The sequence below is a fragment of the Bradyrhizobium sp. BRP20 genome (genome assembly GCF_020194215.1).
Taxonomy (GTDB): Bacteria; Pseudomonadota; Alphaproteobacteria; order Rhizobiales; family Xanthobacteraceae; genus Bradyrhizobium; species Bradyrhizobium yuanmingense.
This window is the reverse complement of the sequence record NZ_JADYVY010000002.1, coordinates 905,230-922,025: the sequence shown is the minus strand read 5'-3', so window position 1 is coordinate 922,025 and position 16,796 is coordinate 905,230. Positions and strand designations below refer to the sequence as shown.

Here is a 16,796-nt window from a genome sequence, read left to right as displayed (position 1 = left end):
GCCCCATGTGGTCCCCCAACCCCATGTAGCGCGATCAGAGGGTGATGCCCGTGGAAGTGGCCGCCGATCGATGTCCCGCGATGTACGCGAAGGACGGCTAGGATTCCATTCCGGATCACTACGGACACGATGGCGCTTGCCATGTGCCCATTCGGCATCGCTCGGAGCGATCGCTTTTGCTTGAACCGCAGCACGCGCGGGCAGGATGTCCACATCTCGTCCACGCTGCGGAAGGCGCATTTCACGGGCCTGTCATTGAACTGGTCTAGCGCTGCTCCCGTCATCGCTGACGACGAAGGAGCATGCCATGTCGAAGCCGGTGCTGGGCGCCGCATTGTCCATCAAATCGATCCCCGCGCATCGTGACTGGCTTCTCGAAAAGCAGCGCGATCTGGAAATCCAGGACTTCTTCCGCGCCGATCTGCTCGATAGCGACTGGCGCGCAACCGCTAGCGAGATCAAACAGATGCTCACCGGGCACACCGGCCGGCTCGGCATCCACGGTCCGTTCTGGGGCTTCAAGATCGACAGCCACGATCCGATGATCCGCCAGGCCGTAACGAAGCGCCTGCTGCAGGGCCTCGAGGCCGCCGAGTTCCTCGGCGCGACGCAGATGGTGATCCACTCGCCCTTCACGACCTGGGACCACAACAATCTCGATCTCTATCCCGACAACCGCGCCAATATCGTCGAGCGAGTCAAGGCGACGCTCGCCGAGGTGATTGCGCGTGCCGAGACGATCGGCTGCGAGATCGTCATCGAGAACATCGAGGACAAGGATCCACGCGACCGCGTGCGCCTCGCCAAGGCGTTGGAAAGCAGCAAGGTCCGCGTCTCGCTCGACACCGGGCACGCCAATTATGCGCACATCTCCACCGGCGCGCCGCCGGTCGACTATTACGTCGAGACCGCCGGCGACATGCTGACGCATGTGCACCTGCAGGACACCGACGGCTTTGCCGACCGGCACTGGGCGCCGGGCGAGGGCAACATTCCCTGGGTCGCCGTATTCCGCGCGCTAGGACGGCTGACGTCGAATCCGCGGCTGATCCTCGAACTCCGCAACCACGACGATGTCCGCAAGGGCGCGGCGCATCTCGCCGCGCTCGGTCTCGCCGAATAACCGCAATCACAAAGGGCAGCGTCACCTCATGAGCAAGCTCACCCGTCGCAACATCCTGAAATCCGGCGGCGCCGCCGCAAGCACCTTGCTGCTGCCGCGCTTTGCCATCGCGCAAGGCGACAACCGTCCCTCCGTGACCGTCGCGGTGCAGAAGGTCACGAATGCGAACGTGCTCGACGTGCTGCGCGAGCAGTCCAATGTCGGCGAGCGCGTGTTCTTCTCCTCGATCTGGGAAGGCCTGATCTCCAAGAACTGGCGCGGCAAGCTCGAAGCTGTGCCGGGCCTTGCCACCGAATGGCGCCGCATCGACGACCAGACCGTCGAGGTGAAGCTGCGCCAGGGCGTCAAGTTCCACAATGGCGACGAGCTAACGGCGGAAGACGTCGTCTTCACCTTCAGCCGCGAGCGCATGTTCGGCGAGACCGAGGCCAAGAACCGCTCCACCATCAAGGCGTTCGAGAAGATCCCGACGCCGCGTCCGGGCAAGGAGCTGCCGCCGGACGTCCCCGCGGTCGCCCGCCGCATCTGGCCGGACCTGGTGCGCGTCGATGCCGTCGACAAGTACACGGTGCGCTTCTACAACGCGACGCCCGACGTCACGATCGAAGGCCGGCTGTCGCGCTACGGCTCCGACATCATGAACCGCCGCGCCTGGGAAGAGGCGGCGAGCTATCTCGACTGGGCCCGCAAGCCGGTGACGACCGGCCCCTACAGGGTCGTCGAGCTCAAGCCCGACGTCTCGCTGACGCTGGAAGCCCACGACGAATATTGGGGCGGCCGGCCGCCGCTCAAGCGCATCCGCTTCCTCGAAGTGCCTGAGGTCGCCAGCCGCATCAACGGACTGCTCTCGGGCGAATACCAGTTCGCCTGCGACATCCCGCCGGACCAGATTGCCGGCATCGAGAAGAATTCCGCCTTCGAAGTGCAGGGCGGCACGATTCAGAATCATCGCCTTACCGTGTTCGACAAGAACCACGCCGTGCTCGCCAATCCGCTGGTGCGGCGCGCCTTCACCCATGCGATCGATCGCCAGGCGATCGTCGACAGCCTGTGGGCCGGCCGCACCCGTGTGCCGAAGGGTCTGCAATGGGAATTCTACGGCGACATGTTCAACGGCGACTGGAACGTGCCGGCCTATGATCCGAAGCTGGCGCAGGATCTGCTCAAGCAGGCCAATTATAAGGGCGACCCGATCCCGTACCGCCTGCTCAACAACTACTACACCAACCAGGTCGCGACCGCGCAGATCCTGGTCGAGATGTGGAAATCGGTCGGGCTCAACGTGCAGATCGAGACCAAGGAGAACTGGTCGCAGATCATGGAGCGCGGGCCGGCACGCGCCGTGCGCGACTGGTCGAATTCGGCCGCCTTCAACGATCCGGTGTCGTCGCTGGTCGCCCAGCACGGCCCCAACGGGCAGCAGCAGCAGATCGGCGAATGGACCAATGCCGAGCTGAACACGCTCTCCGAATTCCTGGAGACCTCGACCGACCGGGCCGCGCGCAAGAAGGCGTTCCGCCGCATGCTGGAGATCGCCGAGCGCGAAGATCCCGCCTACACGGTGCTGCACCAGAACGCGACCTTCACGGCCAAGCCGAAATCGATCAAGTGGAAGGCAGCGCCCGCCTTCGCGATGGATTTCCGCGCCGGCAATTTCGAGGTCTGAAGGTGAAGCCGCTGGTCAGCATCAAGGACTTGCGCGTCGCCTTCAATGGCGTGCCGGTCCTGCGCGGCGTCGACATTGCCTTGCAGAAGGGCGAGGCCGTCGGCCTCGTCGGCGAGTCCGGCTCCGGCAAATCGGTGACCTGGCTCGCCGCGCTGGGGCTGTTGCCGCGCCATGCGCAAGTCTCTGGCTCGGTGCGGCTCGACGAGCGCCAGATTCTCGGCGCGCCGGCCGCCGAGCTCGATCAGGTCAGGGGCGGGCGCATCGCCATGATCTTCCAGGATCCGGCGAGCGCGCTCAACCCGGTGCTGACCATCCGCAGGCAGCTTTGCGAAGCGCTGGCGCTGCATCGCGATCTCCAAGGCAACGCCGTGAAGGCGGAGGCGCGGCGGCTGCTCGATCTCGTCGGCATTCCCGACGCTGGCCGCCGGCTCGAGGCCTATCCGCACGAATTCTCCGGCGGCCAGGTCCAGCGCATCATGATCGCGATGGCGCTGGCCGGGAATCCCGATCTCTTGATCGCGGACGAGCCGACCACTGCGCTCGATGCCACCATTCAGGCACAGATCCTGGAGCTGCTCTCCACGGTCCGCCGCGAGCTCGGCATGGCCATGGTGCTGATCAGCCATGACCTCGGCGTCGTCGCGGAGAATTGCGACCGCGTCGCGGTGATGTATGCCGGCCGCATCGTCGAGCAGGCGCCGAGCAACCAGCTGTTCGCCGATCCCGTGCATCCCTACGCGCAAGGATTGATCGGCGCGCTGCCGCCGCTCGATGGCCCGCGGCGGCGCCTCACCGCCATTCCCGGCACGGTGCCCGATCCCGCGCACATGCCCGGCGGCTGCGCCTTCGCGCCGCGCTGCGCGCTGGTCGCGGAAGCATGCGGCCTTGCGGCGCCGATGCTGGCGCCGATCGCGGATGACCGCAGCGTGGCCTGCGTCCGTGCCGAGACCTCGCGCCGCGCGCTGCTCGGGATTGCCGCCGAATGAGTCCGCCGCTCGTCGAGGTCTCCGCGATCTCGCGCACCTATGCGATGCGCTCCGGAATGTTCGGGCGAGCTGCGGCCGTGCATGCCGTCGACGGCGTGTCGCTGACGATTCCAAGGGGCCAGACGCTCGGTCTCGTCGGCGAATCCGGTTCGGGCAAATCCACCACGGGCCGCATCGTGCTCGGCCTCGAGCCGCCTGATAGCGGCGAAGTGCGGTTCGACGGCAAGCCGATGGCCGCGCCGGGGACGACGGCGTGGCGTGCGCAGCGCGCGCGGATGCAGATGATCTTCCAGGATCCGCTCGGCGCGCTCGACCGCCGGCTGCCGGTTGCAACGCAGATCCGCGAGCCGCTCGACATTCGCGGCCTCGGTACGCCGGCGGAGCGCGAGGAGCGCGTCCGCGACCTGCTGCGCGCCGTCGAGCTCACGCCGGCGCATGGCGCACGCTATCCCGGCGCGCTCTCCGGCGGGCAGCGTCAGCGCATCGTGCTGGCGCGGGCGCTGGCCACGAAGCCCGATTTCCTGGTCTGCGACGAGCCGGTCAGCGCGCTCGACGTCTCGATCCAGGCGCAGGTGGTGAACCTGCTTTGCGATCTCCAGGCGCAGCTGGCGCTGACGCTGCTCTTCATCAGCCACGATTTGCGCGTCGTCAGGCAGATCAGCAATGTCGTTGCCGTAATGTATCTCGGCCGCATCGTCGAGATCGGCAGCGCGGACGATCTGTTCGCGCGGCCCGAGCATCCCTATACCCAGGCGCTGGTCTCGGCCTCGCCCGCGCCGGGCCGCCGCAGCGCGGGCCGCATCGTGCTAGCAGGCGACCCGCCGAACCCGGCCGCGCGCCCCACGGGCTGCGCCTTCCATCCGCGCTGCCCGCGCGCCATTGCGCGCTGCGCGCGCGAGGTGCCGGCGCTGTCCGCCGTCGGCGGCGACAGGCAGGTGGCCTGCCATCTCGTCACCGGCGCTGCGTCACGGGACGCCGCCTGATGGGACGCTATCTCGCCATTCGGATCGGACGCGCCGCGCTCACGATCGTGCTCGTCGTCACCTTCGCCTTCGTCGTGTTGCGGCTGTCAGGCGATCCCGCGCTGATGATCCTGGGACCGGAGGCACCGCCGGAGGTGCTCGCGGCATTCCGCAAGGCGTGGGGCCTCGATGATCCGATCTGGGCTCAATACTTCGATTATTTCGGCGCCATCGCCAAGGGCGAGCTCGGCCGCTCCATGCGCGACGGCCGGCCCGCGATCGAGCTGGTGCTGGAACGCATCCCGGCAACGCTGGCGCTGACCCTGCCGGCGTTCTTCTTCAAGGTGGCGCTCGGCATTCCCGCCGGCATCTACGCCGCGCTGCATCGCGGCTCGGGAATCGACCGCGCCGTGATGATGACGGCGGTCGCCGGCTTTACCGTCCCGAGCTTCGTGCTGGCGCTGCTGCTGGTGCTGATCTTCGCCGTGCAGCTTGGCTGGCTCCCTTCGGGCGGGCAGGACAGCTGGCGTCACGCCATCCTGCCGATCGCAACGCTCAGCCTCGGCGGCGCGGCGGTGCTGGCGCGCTTCACCCGCAGCGCCATGCTGGAGGTGCTGGGCCAGCCCTATATCCGCACCGCATCCGCAAAAGGCGTGCCGTGGCGCAAGGTGGTGACCTCGCATGCGCTGCCGAACGCGGCGATCCCGACCGTGACCATCCTTGGCTTCATGGTCGGCACGCTGATCGCAGGCGCGGTCGTGGTCGAGAGCGTGTTCGCCTGGCCGGGAGTAGGGCGGCTTCTTGTCGTGGCGGTTGCCAACCGCGATCTCGCGGTCGTGCAATGCATATTGCTGCTGGTTGCGATGACCATGGTGACGTCCAATTTGATCGTCGACTTCCTCTACGGCTTCCTCGACCCGCGCCTGCGCAGCAAGGGAGCGCATGCATGACCGACGCGACGTTGAAGGACACCGCCACACGTCGCCGCATCAGCCTTCCGGCAATCCCGCTGTCGGTCGCGCTGGCGGTCACCTGGATCGTCGCGATGCTGCTGATCGCGGCCTTCGCCGAGACGATCGCCCCCTACGGCTTCACCCAGCTCGACCTGCGCAACCGGCTCGCGGCGCCCGGCAATGCCGCGCACTGGCTTGGCACCGACGAGCTTGGCCGGGACGTGCTGTCGCGGCTGCTCGTCTCGATCCGCATCTCGCTGCTGATCGCGTTCGGCGCGACTGCAATCTCGGCCGTGGTCGGGACCACCCTCGGCTTCCTCGCCGCGCATTTTCGTGGGTTCGTCGAGCAGCTCGTGCTGATGCTGACCGACTTCCAGGCCAGCATGCCCTTCCTGATCATGGCGCTGGCCGTGCTGGCCTTCTTCGGCAACTCGTTGCCGCTCTTGGTCGGGCTGATGGGCCTGTTCGGCTGGGAGCGCTACGCCCGCATCGCGCGGGGCCTTGCCATCTCCGCCAATGCGCAGGGCTACGCCGCTGCCGTCCGCCAGCTAGGGGCGACGCCGTCGCGGATCTACCTCCGGCACATCCTGCCCAACATCGCCTCGACCTTGATCGTCTCGACCACGCTCGTGTTCCCCGAGGTGATCCTGATGGAGTCAGGCCTGTCCTTCCTCGGCCTCGGCGTGCAGCCGCCGATGACCAGCCTCGGCAACATGGTCGGCTACGGCCGGGAATATCTGACCCGCGCCCCCTGGATCATGCTGGCGCCGGCGACGACCATCGTGGTCACCACCCTGGCGGTCTCTGTGATCGGCGACTGGCTGCGCGATCGGCTCGATCCGACGCTGTAATAGGGGCTCCGACGCCCCCCGCCGTCATTCCGGGGCGCGCCGAAAGGCGCGAACCCGGAATCCATTGTCCCGCGGGTGCTGCCGCCCGATGGATTCCGGGTTCGATGCTGCGCATCGCCCCGGAATGACAGAGAGTGAGCGACGAGCCCCCCGCGCCGGGAGCAGGGGAGCCCTGTCCGACCCAAGTTCCCGTTGCGCGGGCTGCCCCCGTGCGCTATCCGGCCGGAAAGGCCTGAGGTGGCTCCACATTTTCCCGCCCCGGCCGACGCAAACCCGAGGACGGAAACCGCCATGCCAGCCTATCGCTCCCGCACCACCACCCACGGCCGCAACATGGCGGGCGCCCGCGGCCTCTGGCGCGCGACGGGCATGAAGGACGCCGATTTCGGCAAGCCGATCATCGCGGTGGTCAACTCCTTCACCCAGTTCGTGCCCGGCCACGTGCATCTGAAGGACCTCGGCCAGCTCGTGGCGCGCGAGATCGAGCAGGCCGGCGGCGTGGCGAAAGAGTTCAACACCATCGCGGTCGATGACGGCATCGCCATGGGCCATGACGGCATGCTCTACAGCCTGCCGTCGCGCGAGCTGATCGCCGACAGCGTCGAGTACATGGCCAACGCGCATTGCGCCGACGGCCTCGTCTGCATCTCCAATTGCGACAAGATCACGCCCGGCATGCTGATGGCCGCGCTCAGGCTCAACATCCCCGCCGTGTTCGTCTCGGGCGGGCCGATGGAGGCCGGCAAGGTCAAGCTGGCCGGCAAGACCAAGGCGGTCGACCTCATCGACGCCATGGTGGCCGCCGCCGATAGCAAGGTCAGCGACGAGGACGTCAAGGTGATCGAGCGCTCGGCGTGCCCGACCTGCGGCTCCTGCTCGGGCATGTTCACCGCCAATTCCATGAACTGCCTCACCGAGGCGCTCGGCCTGGCGCTGCCCGGCAACGGCTCGGTGGTCGCAACCCATGCCGACCGCAAGCGCCTGTTCGTCGAGGCCGGCCACACCATCGTCGATCTGGTCCGCCGTTATTACGAGCAGGACGATGCCTCCGTGCTGCCGCGCAACATCGCGAATTTCAAGGCGTTCGAAAACGCGATGACGCTCGACATCGCGATGGGCGGCTCGACCAACACCGTGCTGCATCTCTTGGCTGCCGCCCATGAGGGGCAGGTCGCCTTCACCATGAAGGACATCGACCGTCTGTCGCGCCGCGTGCCCGTGCTCTGCAAGGTCGCGCCTTCCGTCGCCGACGTGCATGTCGAGGACGTGCACCGTGCCGGCGGCATCATGGGCATCCTCGGCGAGCTCGACCGCGCCGGGCTGATCGACACCTCTGTTACGACCGTGCACGCGCCGACCATGAACGAGGCGCTGGAGCGCTGGGACATCAAGCGCACCAAGAGTGAGACGGTCCGGACCTTCTATCGCGCTTCGCCCGGCGGCATCCCCACGCAAGTCGCCTTCAGCCAGGAGCGCCGCTACGACGAGCTCGACGCCGACCGCGAGAAGGGCGTCGTGCGCGATCTCGCGCACGCCTTCAGCAAGGACGGCGGTCTCGCCGTGCTCTACGGCAATCTCGCGCAGGACGGCTGCATCGTGAAGACCGCCGGCGTCGACGCCTCGATCCTGAAATTCTCCGGCCCCGCGCGCGTGTTCGAAAGCCAGGACGCGGCGGTCGAAGGCATCTTGGGCGGCAAGGTCGTCGCCGGCGAGGTCGTGGTCATCATCTATGAAGGCCCTCGCGGCGGCCCCGGCATGCAGGAGATGCTGTATCCGACCAGCTATCTGAAATCGATGGGCCTCGGCAAAGCCTGTGCGCTCGTCACCGACGGCCGCTTCTCCGGCGGCTCCTCCGGCCTGTCGATCGGCCATCTGTCGCCGGAGGCCGCCGAAGGCGGCAATATCGGCCTGGTGCGGACGGGCGACATCATCGCCATCGACATCCCGAACCGCAGCATCAGCCTCGAGGTCTCCGACGAGGAGCTCGCCAAGCGCCGCGCCGCGGAGGAGGCGAAGGGCGATGCCGCCTGGCAGGCGCAAGGCCGCAAGCGCAACGTCTCGACCGCGCTGCAGGCTTACGCCGCGCTCACCACCAGTGCCGCGCGCGGTGCGGTGCGCGAGGTCAAGCGGCGTCCGAAGTAGGCGGCATCGGCGCCACTGGCCTGGATCGGCGATCTTCGGAACGCCTCGCGGCTCCGTGCGACCACCCGGATGCGCCGTTGCAGGAAGTAGCCGGAACGGAGATCGGGAAAGAACGGCCCCCGCCTCCCTAGGGCGTGGGGCTGGTTGGGGTGGGAGCGGGAGCCGTTTGCTCAGTGGGCACCCGACGTGCGGGCTCGCCCGCCAGGCATCATCAACTTAGTGCATTGTCCACATTTTGCTATTTAATTTTTATTAATTTTGTTTTTATTTTTATTTAATCGTGCCATCCTAAGAAAAATCGTCGAAATCCATTTTTCCGAATTCAGCCGAGGCGGTCGCCGTATCGAGGTTCGTCCGCAAAGGTTCGGATTGCCAATAGCGGAGTTAGCCATGAGTCATTCTCCATCACTCGTGCCGCAAATCACGACAGACCGGGACGTCTATCTTGTGCTCGATGATTTCGGCCGCCGCCTGGGCCGGGCTTGGTGCGAGACGGCCGAGGAGGACGCCAATCGCGCGACCCTGCTCAGACATCTCGCCGAAGGGCAATATCTCCATCCCGCACGTATCGTGGCCTTCAATACTGCGGAGGGATGGTCGCGCGATGCCACCGCTGAAATCGCCGATGAGCTGCGCCGTCGCTTCGTCGAACTCGAGGAGACCGATCCCTCGCTGTTGGAGTTTCTGGAAAGAGCAGCGAGGCGTTGAAAGCTCGAACATGGAACGAGGATGAACTGCAAATTATGCTCGAACGAGTGCCGCGGCGATGTCCGATCGCGGACTCGCTGTCATGCGCACCCCCGCGCAAACCTCCCGCGCGTTAATGCGCGTGGTCAATGAGTTCTTACCGCTCCGCCGCGATCGATCGTTCGCATTAAGGATGCCTCGACGAAGTTCGGCAAGGCAAGGTTTTGCGCCGTATACTCCCGCGACCTTCGCAGATCCGTTTCGGGCAACTGGGGCACCACCGCAATGTCTCGTACTCTCGCTGTCGTTTTCTCAACAGCCGTCGCCGCCATTTCCATGACGGGCGCGGCCTCCGCCGGCTGCTACAATTGCTACACGCCGCCGCCGTGCACGACCTGCTACCAGCAACAATATGTGCCGCCGCAATACCGCACCGTCGACGAGACCGTGATGGTCTCGCCCGGCTCCGTGGTCGCGCACCGCACGCCGGCGCAGTACCGCACCGTGATGGTGCCGCAGACCGTGATGGTCGCGCCGCCCAGCGTCCAGTACGAGCGCATCCCGCCGCAATACGCCACCCGGCAGCGCGTCGAGATGGTCTCGCCGGGTTATTCCTATTACGCCCCGGTGCAGATGAACTGCGCGTCCTGCGGCTACTGAGCTAGACGCAAACAACAAAGAATTTCAGGACGGCGCTCTTCGCGGGGCGCCGCGCTTTCTATTGCGCGACGCAAAGGTGAGGGAGCCTTTGAACCGCAAGGCCCGGAACGACACGAAACGGCATGAGCTCGTTTCTGGACTCCGTCGAGCGACCGCAACTCGGGCTGGTCGCTGCTTTCGCCGTTTCACTGATGTGCGCAGTTGCGGTGGTCTGGTCGGTCGGCTCGACCGATCGCGTTACCTATCTCGGCCCGGACCACGGCCAGGAGCAGACCATCACACAGGTCCGCCTCAAGACGCTCCCACAAGGGAGTTACGTGATCGAACGGGGCGCGATCTACAAGGCAATGCAGGCAGGGTGCCGCTACGACCTGAACTACAGCCCTCAATTCGGGCGCAACGTCAGCGACCGGCAGGGGACCAAGTACATCCGGAGTGCCGTCCTGGTTGATTGCCCGAAGAGCTAGACAGGTTGTGCAGGAAAAGGAACGCGCCGCGCTCCGGCCGGCAAAGGTTTGAGCACTTGCGCCAACTTGGCGTTGCCTTGCGCGGTCGACTACGTTAAGCGACACCCATTCCCGGGACTGGAAGGGTGGCCGAGTGGTTTAAGGCACCGGTCTTGAAAACCGGCGTGCCCGCAAGGGTACCGTGGGTTCGAATCCCACCCCTTCCGCCAGAAATCGCCATAAGTTCCCCTCGTGGGCTGGCACGCTCCTTGCCAATTGGACGTGCCCGACCATGGAGGCGTGCACCGATGGCACAGCGAGTTCGTATCTTAAAGCAATCCAAGTCCGGTTTGACACATATTGCCCGCGAGCTGGTGAGATTGCTGGACGCGATCGAGGAGCTCGAGGAGCTGAGAGAAAGGGTCCGGCTCGCCGAAGCCGCTCGCGTGTTGCACTAGCCTGCGCTGGAAAGACTGGGGCGCCTCGGCGCGTCACTCCCAAGGTCTGGATTGGCGGCGCCCCGGTGCCGCTCGGGTCATTTGGCCGAGACCCATTCCTAACACCGCAGCCCGACGGATCTGTTCAATCTTCCTCGCTCAAGTCCGGCCCGCGATGTTGGAGAGACGGATTCCGGCGGTGCCGTAGACCCATGTTGCGTTTGGATCTCCAGTCTTCAAGAGGAGGATCGGGACTGGTTGAAATGCAGTGGAAGGAAGCGTTGCGTGCTAGAGCCACGGACACGCGAAACTGCGCAGGAACGCTACTGACTTAGAGAGATTAGCCCGACAGCAAGCTTCACAGCGGGCAACGCATGTTCTTCTTTTTCTCGAACCGGCTGGGATGTCTCGGCTCGCTGCTGATCTCCGGCCTGGTCACGGTGGCGCTGCTCTTCCTGTTTGGACTCATTCGGTTCTGATCATCAGCGCCTGGGATCCGACCGTCATCCTCTTGCATGCTCCCTCAGGAACTTGGCCTCGGCTCGCCTGTTGTTCGCAGTCTCGAGCACACGGAGAGCAGCCTTGGAAAGCACCATCATTGGAGAATTCGACACGCGCCGCGGAGCCGAGCTTGCGGTTGAGCATGTCGTGCAGGAATGCGGCGTGCCGCGAGGCGACGTCTTCGTCCAGCCTGCCGGCGCTGCGAACACCGTGGGAACACGCGCGGCAGGACCCGACGTCAAGACAGCGCCCACTCCGGAGGGGCGGCAGAAGCTGGAAGGCCTGATCGAGGTTTCCGTCGATTTTCACGGCGATGCCCCTGAGAAAATTGTCGATGTGTTGAGGAGCGCCGGCGCGAAGTTTGTCCGCACCAAATGACGACTTGTGCGACGGGCGCAGTGGGCGCCGGACATTCGGCATTCGCATCGAACCGCAGCCGTTGACCGCCTGGAACCCCTTGAGCCTCCAGCGCGTTTAGACGCAAACGCGAATTGCGAGGTCCACCTGCTTCAGAGCGCATCGACACTCACTCCCGGCGACACCGTCTGGCGGCGGTGCAAGGCGCGGCGCGTGGCGGTACTGAATGATGCCGCCGCCTATTTCGCCGCCCTGCGGGAGGCACTGCTGGAGGCGCAGGATGTCGTCTACATCGTCGGATGGGACATCCATAGCAGGACACGTCTGGTCGGAGCTTCCGGACGTGCCGATGATGGCCTGCCTGACGAGCTTGGTCCCTTCCTACGCGTCCTGGTGCAGCGCCGGCCCGCCTTGCGCATCAACATTCTCGTCTGGGACTTCGTCTCGTTCTACGCTTCCGAGAGAGAGTGGAGTTCCGCGGCGAAATTCACTGCCGACACCGATGGCCGCGTCCGGTTTCATCTTGACGCCACGCTTCCGTTTGGTTCGGCGCAACACCAGAAGATCGTCTGTGTCGACGGATCACTGGCGTTCGTCGGCGGCCTCGATCTGACGATCCGGCGCTGGGACACGAGTGACCACCGCGCCGACAATGCCATGCGCTGCGACCCTCAGCGCAAGCCATATCCACCGTTTCACGACGTTCAGTGCCTGGTCGACGGGGATGCTGCGGAGCAGCTGTTCGCCCTCGCGGAGCAACGCTGGCGTGCGGCAGGCCAACAGTCCGATGAACGGCGCGCACCGAGGAACGGTCGCTGGCCGGCGAACGTGCCTGTCGAGGCCGAGCACTTGCCGGTCGGAATCGCCCGGACCGAGGTGGTCTGTCCCGCAGGATCGACCATCAAGGAGGTCGAACGCTCCTTCATTGCGGCGATCCGGTCGGCAACGAGCTTCGTGTACATCGAAAATCAATTCACCAGCGCGACCAGGATGGCGCACGAACTCGCGGAGCAGATGTGTCGCGTGCCGTCGCTTCGGGTTCTGGTCGTCGCTCCGAAACTGCATTCCTCGTGGCTTGAGTCCCAGGCCATGCAGAACGGCCGTGGCGCCTTCATCGACTGCTTCAGCGCAGCTGGCGTGGCCGATCGCATCCGCTTCGTCTATCCGATCTCCCGCAGCGGCAATAAGGAAGCCGCGGTGATGGTGCACAGCAAGCTCATGATCGTCGATGACAGGATCTTGCGGATCGGCTCGGCCAATCTGAACAATCGTTCCATGGGCGCCGACAGCGAATGCGACCTCATCTTTGAAGCTGAATCCGAGCAGCATCGGGATTTCATCGCCTCGGTCCGCCGTCGGCTCATCGCTCATTTCTGCGGTCTCGACGAGCAGGCCGTCACGCAAAACGAGCATCGGCTGTTCGCCCTGCTGGACCAGGTGTCGAAAAAGGGTGGGGCGAAGACGCTGCGAAAAGTGGAGTCCTCGGTTCTGACCAGCACGCTGGCCACCCTGGTTCAGCCGGTGGCGGACCCTGAGCTGCCTCTTCATCTCGAGCGGGCGGCATCGCGCATGTGGAGCACGAAGACGATCATCGGGATCGCCTCGATCGCGCTGGCGCTTCTTGGACTGACGCTGGCCTGGTCGTACACGTCCCTCAGCGATTACGCCGATACGGGCCGGATCTCGTCGTTCCTGTCTGCCTATTCGCAGTCCGTTTGGGGACCGCCATTCGCAATTGCGGCCTTTGTCGTCGGCGGGCTGGTCATCTTTCCGGTTCTCGTGCTCATTGCTGCGACTGCCGCCGCCCTGGGGCCCTGGCTGGGTTTCGTCACCGCAATGGCGGGCGTCTTGCTCAGCGCGCTCCTCCTTTTTGCGATCGGACGGTTCCTGGGCCGAGAGCGCCTTCAGCGCTTGCTGGGACGCCGTGCGGCGCGCATCCAGGAGCGCGTTGTCGGCAAGGGAATCCTGGCCGTCGTCGTCATCCGGATGATTCCGATCGCACCATTCTCGCTGGTGAACGTCGCGGCTGGCGCGAGCACGCTGCCGCTCCGTGATTTCCTGGTTGGAACGCTGCTGGGCATGATGCCCGGCATTCTCGCCATGGCCGTTCTGGGAGCGCAGATCGCCGATCTGGCCAGGAATGCGTCCTGGAGCAGCGTATTGCTGCTCACGCTGGCATTTCTGGGCTGGCTCGGCGTCTGTGCGGGCGCTCAATTCCTCGCGACGTGGCTCGCCGGGAGGCGCTGATGGCGCCGATGCGCTTCATGACGTGGAATGTGCACGGCACGTTCAATCTCAATCCGACGTTCGATCTGGAAGGTGTTTGCTCCATCATTCGCAAATGGTCGCCGGATGTCGTCGCGCTCCAGGAGGTGGATTCCCGATCGCGGTCGGACGATCCGTTCGCGAAGCTGGCGCGCGTCGTCGGCGATCATCGCGTTCATGCCAAGTCGATCGTCACGGAGGACGGTGACTACGGCCAGATGCTCATGAGCCGCTTTCCGTTCTCCAGCGTGCCCGAGATCGTCGACGTGTCGTATCGAGAGCGGGAGCCGCGCAGGGCGATCGCGACGGGATTGCTGACGCCTTTCGGCGACGTCCGCGTGGTCGCCACTCATCTCGGCCTCAGCATCCACGAGCGTTATGCGCAGGCTCAGGCCGTGGTGAGCCTGGTGAGGCCGGAAAGGACCGTCGTCCTCGGCGATTTCAACGACTGGTTTTGGGTGAAATCGGTGCGGCGCGTGCTCGCGCAGGCCTGCCCGAACCGGACGCGGTTGCGAACTTTCCCATCGCGCTTGCCCCTCATGCGGCTCGACCGGATCTACGCAACGCGTGACAGCCGGATCGAGAAAGTCTGGACCGATCATGCGGCGCGCGCCTATTCCGACCATTTGCCCGTGATCGCGGACATCGCGATCTGACGGTTCCGGCGACGGAGCGCGGATCTCTGGCCCTCATTGAGAAAAGCGTTGTGGTAGAGGAACTTAGCTACTGTGCATGGGGTTGTTTTCGGACAACTTCATGACCCGGCCGAGCGTCTCGCACGGGACCATGCGGAACTTTTTCCTCAGGGCCACGTTCATTCGGCATGACTGAAGACCTTTCCTTCCGACGCAAACCCCTGACCCCCGAACAGCGCCATGCCCGCGATGCGGCTCGGCGGATCGAGGCGGAGAAGGCCATGCGCGACCACGAAGCGGCGCAGAAGGCGTTCTATGCCAACAAGGAACGGCTGAAGGCCGAGCGGCTGGCGCGCGAAGCGGCGGCGGCGAAGGGCTGAGCGAACGCGCTTAGCCGCGCAATTTCAAAAAGTCGTATCTGCTGGCGGCCTGCATTTGATTGTCGGCCGCCAATGCCGCTTGGGTGTCTGCTTCCCATCGGCAGGCTTGACGGCGCTTCGCTTCCGGGAGGAAGCTTCTGATGATCCAAAACTGACCTGAACCATGGAGACGTTCGCTCCCAGCAAGTCCGATCCTCATCAGCGACGCAGAATGGAGCTGACCATGACCACGTTCGACAAGCGCGAGCGGGGCTTTGAAGCCAAATTCGCCCACGACGAGGAATTGATGTTCAAGGCCACGGCGCGGTCCAACAAGCTGCTCGGGCTTTGGGCCGCAGGCCAGCTCGGGCTCAGTGGCGATGCCGCTGCAGGCTACGCGGCTGCGCTGGTGACGGACCATCTGGAGAGCCGGACGATGGACCACGTGGTCGGCAAGGTGGCGGGCGATCTCGCAGGCAAGGGGATCGCGCGCGAGCAGGTCGCGCAGAGGCTTCAGGACTGTCTGCACGAGGCGCTGGCGCAGCTCGAAGCGGACCGGCAATGACACCCGCTGCCGCGTTCATTCGGCGTGCTTGCCGCCTTCCGCGGGCTGTGCCGTTTCGTGCTACCGTGCCAGCCGCCGGAGACGGCGGCGAGCGGGAGGTGGGGGCATGTCACGGGGCAGCTTTGGCAAATGGTCCGGCGCAATCGCATGCGCCGGCGCCATGCTGGTCGCTGCAGGTGGCGCCGAGGTCTCGGCGACTCCGCTGACGCCGTTTCGATACGAGGCGCAGGCCCAGCGTCATTGCCCGCGCGACAAGGTGGTTTGGCTCGACTTCGGCAAGGGCGTCTATTACCGCAAGGGGCAGAAGCGCTACGGCCAGGGCTTCGACGGCAGCTTCGTCTGCCAGAACGAGGCCCGCGGCGGCTTCTACCGCCGCTCGCTGTTGGGCCTGCGCTGAGCGGCGGATTCGGCGGCTAGCGGACGCGCCGTTTATTTCGCTGACGGCAGCCTGACCGGCACATGCGGGGAGGTGCTGATGACCCGGGGGCTTCCATCCGGATAGGTGCGGTTGCCGCGGATCAGGGATTCCAAGACCAGGAAGAACTTCTCGGCAAGCATTTGCGTCACCCTCGTTGGTGATGGCCTCTTGCAATTGGTCGAGGCGCCGAACGCAATAATTCAATCAACTGAATGGGAGCGGGGACAGCCGCGCCTGCTGCGCCGCAATGCAGAGAACCCGTGTTGGACAGGAGGACGTGCGGTTCAGGCAAACGCCAGCGCGACGAGGCTCGAGCAGAGCAGCACCAAGCCGCCGGCGGTCAAGGCCAGGAAGCCATCGGATACGAGGTCATGATTACGCATGGGACACCTGCCGCTCTCGTGTTCGATGCGCGAGTGGATCGACCAAGACCGTCCGAACGCGCCGCATTGAAAGAGGTGATGCTTGCCGTCCGCGCGAGTGCCTTTAGGCCCTCGTGCGGTAACCCTCGAACGCATGGGCCAAGAAGATCCCCGCGCTTACCAAACCCATCAGTGCCGAAACCGTCTCGATCATCGTTAAATTCCAAATCCCGCCCTCGCATCCGAGAGAACGCGGGCGGCCTTGCACAGTCAAAAGAATTTCGGTGAGCGGCGCGACAATGGGGGTGGAGTGAGGATTTGGCGCAACAGACTGTCCGGCACTGGCACAGTGCGGGGGCCATCGCCCCGTAGAACAACGGAAAAATGCGAACGTCTCGTTTACCATCCCGGCGTGATCGCC

The 16,796-nt window shown here is 65.1% G+C and carries 17 protein-coding genes and 1 tRNA gene; 17 read left to right on the top strand and 1 reads right to left on the bottom strand.

The window, feature by feature from the left end:
• Positions 1-307: 307 nt before the first annotated feature.
• The 17 genes from I6F33_RS09025 (at position 308) to I6F33_RS08945 (ending at position 15,992) form a co-directional block, all read left to right on the top strand.
• The gene (locus tag I6F33_RS09025; protein WP_036012362.1) at positions 308-1,123 is read left to right on the top strand and encodes a sugar phosphate isomerase/epimerase; all 816 of its coding nucleotides are present in this window, start codon (positions 308-310) and stop codon (positions 1,121-1,123) included.
• 28 nt (positions 1,124-1,151) lie between these two features.
• A complete protein-coding gene (locus I6F33_RS09020) occupies positions 1,152-2,789 on the top strand; it encodes an ABC transporter substrate-binding protein (RefSeq protein WP_225142015.1) in 1,638 nt (545 codons plus the stop codon).
• A 2-nt stretch (positions 2,790-2,791) separates the two neighbouring features.
• The gene (locus I6F33_RS09015) at positions 2,792-3,775 is read left to right on the top strand and encodes an ABC transporter ATP-binding protein (protein ID WP_225142013.1); all 984 of its coding nucleotides are present in this window, start codon (positions 2,792-2,794) and stop codon (positions 3,773-3,775) included.
• Positions 3,772-4,758, top strand: a complete 987-nt coding sequence (locus I6F33_RS09010) for an ABC transporter ATP-binding protein (RefSeq protein ID WP_225142011.1) — start codon at positions 3,772-3,774, stop codon at positions 4,756-4,758. Before I6F33_RS09015 ends, I6F33_RS09010 begins: the two co-directional genes overlap by 4 nt.
• Positions 4,758-5,687 carry an ABC transporter permease gene (locus I6F33_RS09005; RefSeq protein WP_225142009.1) on the top strand — a complete coding sequence of 310 codons (930 nt, stop codon included), beginning with the start codon at positions 4,758-4,760 and terminating at the stop codon, positions 5,685-5,687. Before I6F33_RS09010 ends, I6F33_RS09005 begins: the two co-directional genes overlap by 1 nt.
• A complete protein-coding gene (locus I6F33_RS09000; protein WP_225112901.1) occupies positions 5,684-6,541 on the top strand; it encodes an ABC transporter permease in 858 nt (285 codons plus the stop codon). Before I6F33_RS09005 ends, I6F33_RS09000 begins: the two co-directional genes overlap by 4 nt.
• A 291-nt stretch (positions 6,542-6,832) precedes the next feature.
• Complete coding sequence (gene ilvD / locus I6F33_RS08995) at positions 6,833-8,683, top strand: dihydroxy-acid dehydratase (protein WP_109143722.1); 1,851 nt, start codon at positions 6,833-6,835, stop codon at positions 8,681-8,683.
• A 258-nt stretch (positions 8,684-8,941) separates the two neighbouring features.
• Complete coding sequence (locus I6F33_RS08990) at positions 8,942-9,391, top strand: hypothetical protein (RefSeq protein ID WP_225112899.1); 450 nt, start codon at positions 8,942-8,944, stop codon at positions 9,389-9,391.
• 315 nt (positions 9,392-9,706) lie between these two features.
• On the top strand, positions 9,707-10,030 hold the full coding sequence (locus I6F33_RS08985; protein ID WP_036028057.1) for a hypothetical protein: 324 nt from the start codon (positions 9,707-9,709) through the stop codon (positions 10,028-10,030).
• A 122-nt stretch (positions 10,031-10,152) separates the two neighbouring features.
• Positions 10,153-10,497 carry a hypothetical protein gene (locus I6F33_RS08980; protein WP_036028056.1) on the top strand — a complete coding sequence of 115 codons (345 nt, stop codon included), beginning with the start codon at positions 10,153-10,155 and terminating at the stop codon, positions 10,495-10,497.
• A gap of 119 nt (positions 10,498-10,616) precedes the next feature.
• Positions 10,617-10,706, top strand: a tRNA-Ser gene (locus I6F33_RS08975).
• A gap of 789 nt (positions 10,707-11,495) precedes the next feature.
• Entirely contained in the window at positions 11,496-11,792 is a 297-nt protein-coding gene (locus I6F33_RS08970) for a hypothetical protein (RefSeq protein ID WP_035999192.1), read from the top strand.
• A 6-nt stretch (positions 11,793-11,798) separates the two neighbouring features.
• A complete protein-coding gene (locus I6F33_RS08965) occupies positions 11,799-14,018 on the top strand; it encodes a VTT domain-containing protein (RefSeq protein WP_225142007.1) in 2,220 nt (739 codons plus the stop codon).
• The gene (locus I6F33_RS08960) at positions 14,018-14,692 is read left to right on the top strand and encodes an endonuclease/exonuclease/phosphatase family protein (protein ID WP_035999197.1); all 675 of its coding nucleotides are present in this window, start codon (positions 14,018-14,020) and stop codon (positions 14,690-14,692) included. The genes I6F33_RS08965 and I6F33_RS08960 overlap by 1 nt, the downstream gene beginning before the upstream one ends.
• A 167-nt stretch (positions 14,693-14,859) precedes the next feature.
• Positions 14,860-15,051, top strand: coding sequence for a hypothetical protein (locus tag I6F33_RS08955; protein ID WP_035999201.1), 192 nt, complete (start codon positions 14,860-14,862; stop codon positions 15,049-15,051).
• Between the two features lie 223 nt (positions 15,052-15,274).
• On the top strand, positions 15,275-15,595 hold the full coding sequence (locus tag I6F33_RS08950; protein WP_225142005.1) for a DUF1476 domain-containing protein: 321 nt from the start codon (positions 15,275-15,277) through the stop codon (positions 15,593-15,595).
• A 106-nt stretch (positions 15,596-15,701) separates the two neighbouring features.
• Positions 15,702-15,992, top strand: coding sequence for a hypothetical protein (locus tag I6F33_RS08945; RefSeq protein WP_036031443.1), 291 nt, complete (start codon positions 15,702-15,704; stop codon positions 15,990-15,992).
• A gap of 32 nt (positions 15,993-16,024) precedes the next feature.
• On the opposite strand, the gene I6F33_RS38315 is transcribed toward I6F33_RS08945, so the two are convergent.
• Positions 16,025-16,153 (bottom strand): hypothetical protein, encoded by a 129-nt coding sequence (locus tag I6F33_RS38315; RefSeq protein WP_260347296.1) that lies wholly within the window; start codon positions 16,151-16,153, stop codon positions 16,025-16,027.
• Between the last annotated feature and the right edge of the window lie 643 nt (positions 16,154-16,796).

Bases quoted from the DNA above. Each gene is read 5' to 3' on its own strand.
- I6F33_RS09010 (WP_225142011.1), top strand. From the start codon at position 3,772: ATGAGTCCGCCGCTCGTCGAGGTCTCCGCGATCTCGCGCACCTATGCG.
- I6F33_RS08960 (WP_035999197.1), top strand. From the start codon at position 14,018: ATGGCGCCGATGCGCTTCATGACGTGGAATGTGCACGGCACGTTCAAT.
- I6F33_RS09025 (WP_036012362.1), top strand. From the start codon at position 308: ATGTCGAAGCCGGTGCTGGGCGCCGCATTGTCCATCAAATCGATCCCC.
- I6F33_RS08980 (WP_036028056.1), top strand. From the start codon at position 10,153: ATGAGCTCGTTTCTGGACTCCGTCGAGCGACCGCAACTCGGGCTGGTC.
- I6F33_RS08945 (WP_036031443.1), top strand. From the start codon at position 15,702: ATGTCACGGGGCAGCTTTGGCAAATGGTCCGGCGCAATCGCATGCGCC.
- I6F33_RS08950 (WP_225142005.1), top strand. From the start codon at position 15,275: ATGACCACGTTCGACAAGCGCGAGCGGGGCTTTGAAGCCAAATTCGCC.
- I6F33_RS09000 (WP_225112901.1), top strand. From the start codon at position 5,684: ATGACCGACGCGACGTTGAAGGACACCGCCACACGTCGCCGCATCAGC.
- I6F33_RS09005 (WP_225142009.1), top strand. From the start codon at position 4,758: ATGGGACGCTATCTCGCCATTCGGATCGGACGCGCCGCGCTCACGATC.
- I6F33_RS08955 (WP_035999201.1), top strand. From the start codon at position 14,860: ATGACTGAAGACCTTTCCTTCCGACGCAAACCCCTGACCCCCGAACAG.
- I6F33_RS08985 (WP_036028057.1), top strand. From the start codon at position 9,707: ATGACGGGCGCGGCCTCCGCCGGCTGCTACAATTGCTACACGCCGCCG.
- ilvD (WP_109143722.1), top strand. From the start codon at position 6,833: ATGCCAGCCTATCGCTCCCGCACCACCACCCACGGCCGCAACATGGCG.
- I6F33_RS38315 (WP_260347296.1), bottom strand. From the start codon at position 16,153: ATGCTTGCCGAGAAGTTCTTCCTGGTCTTGGAATCCCTGATCCGCGGC.
- I6F33_RS09020 (WP_225142015.1), top strand. From the start codon at position 1,152: ATGAGCAAGCTCACCCGTCGCAACATCCTGAAATCCGGCGGCGCCGCC.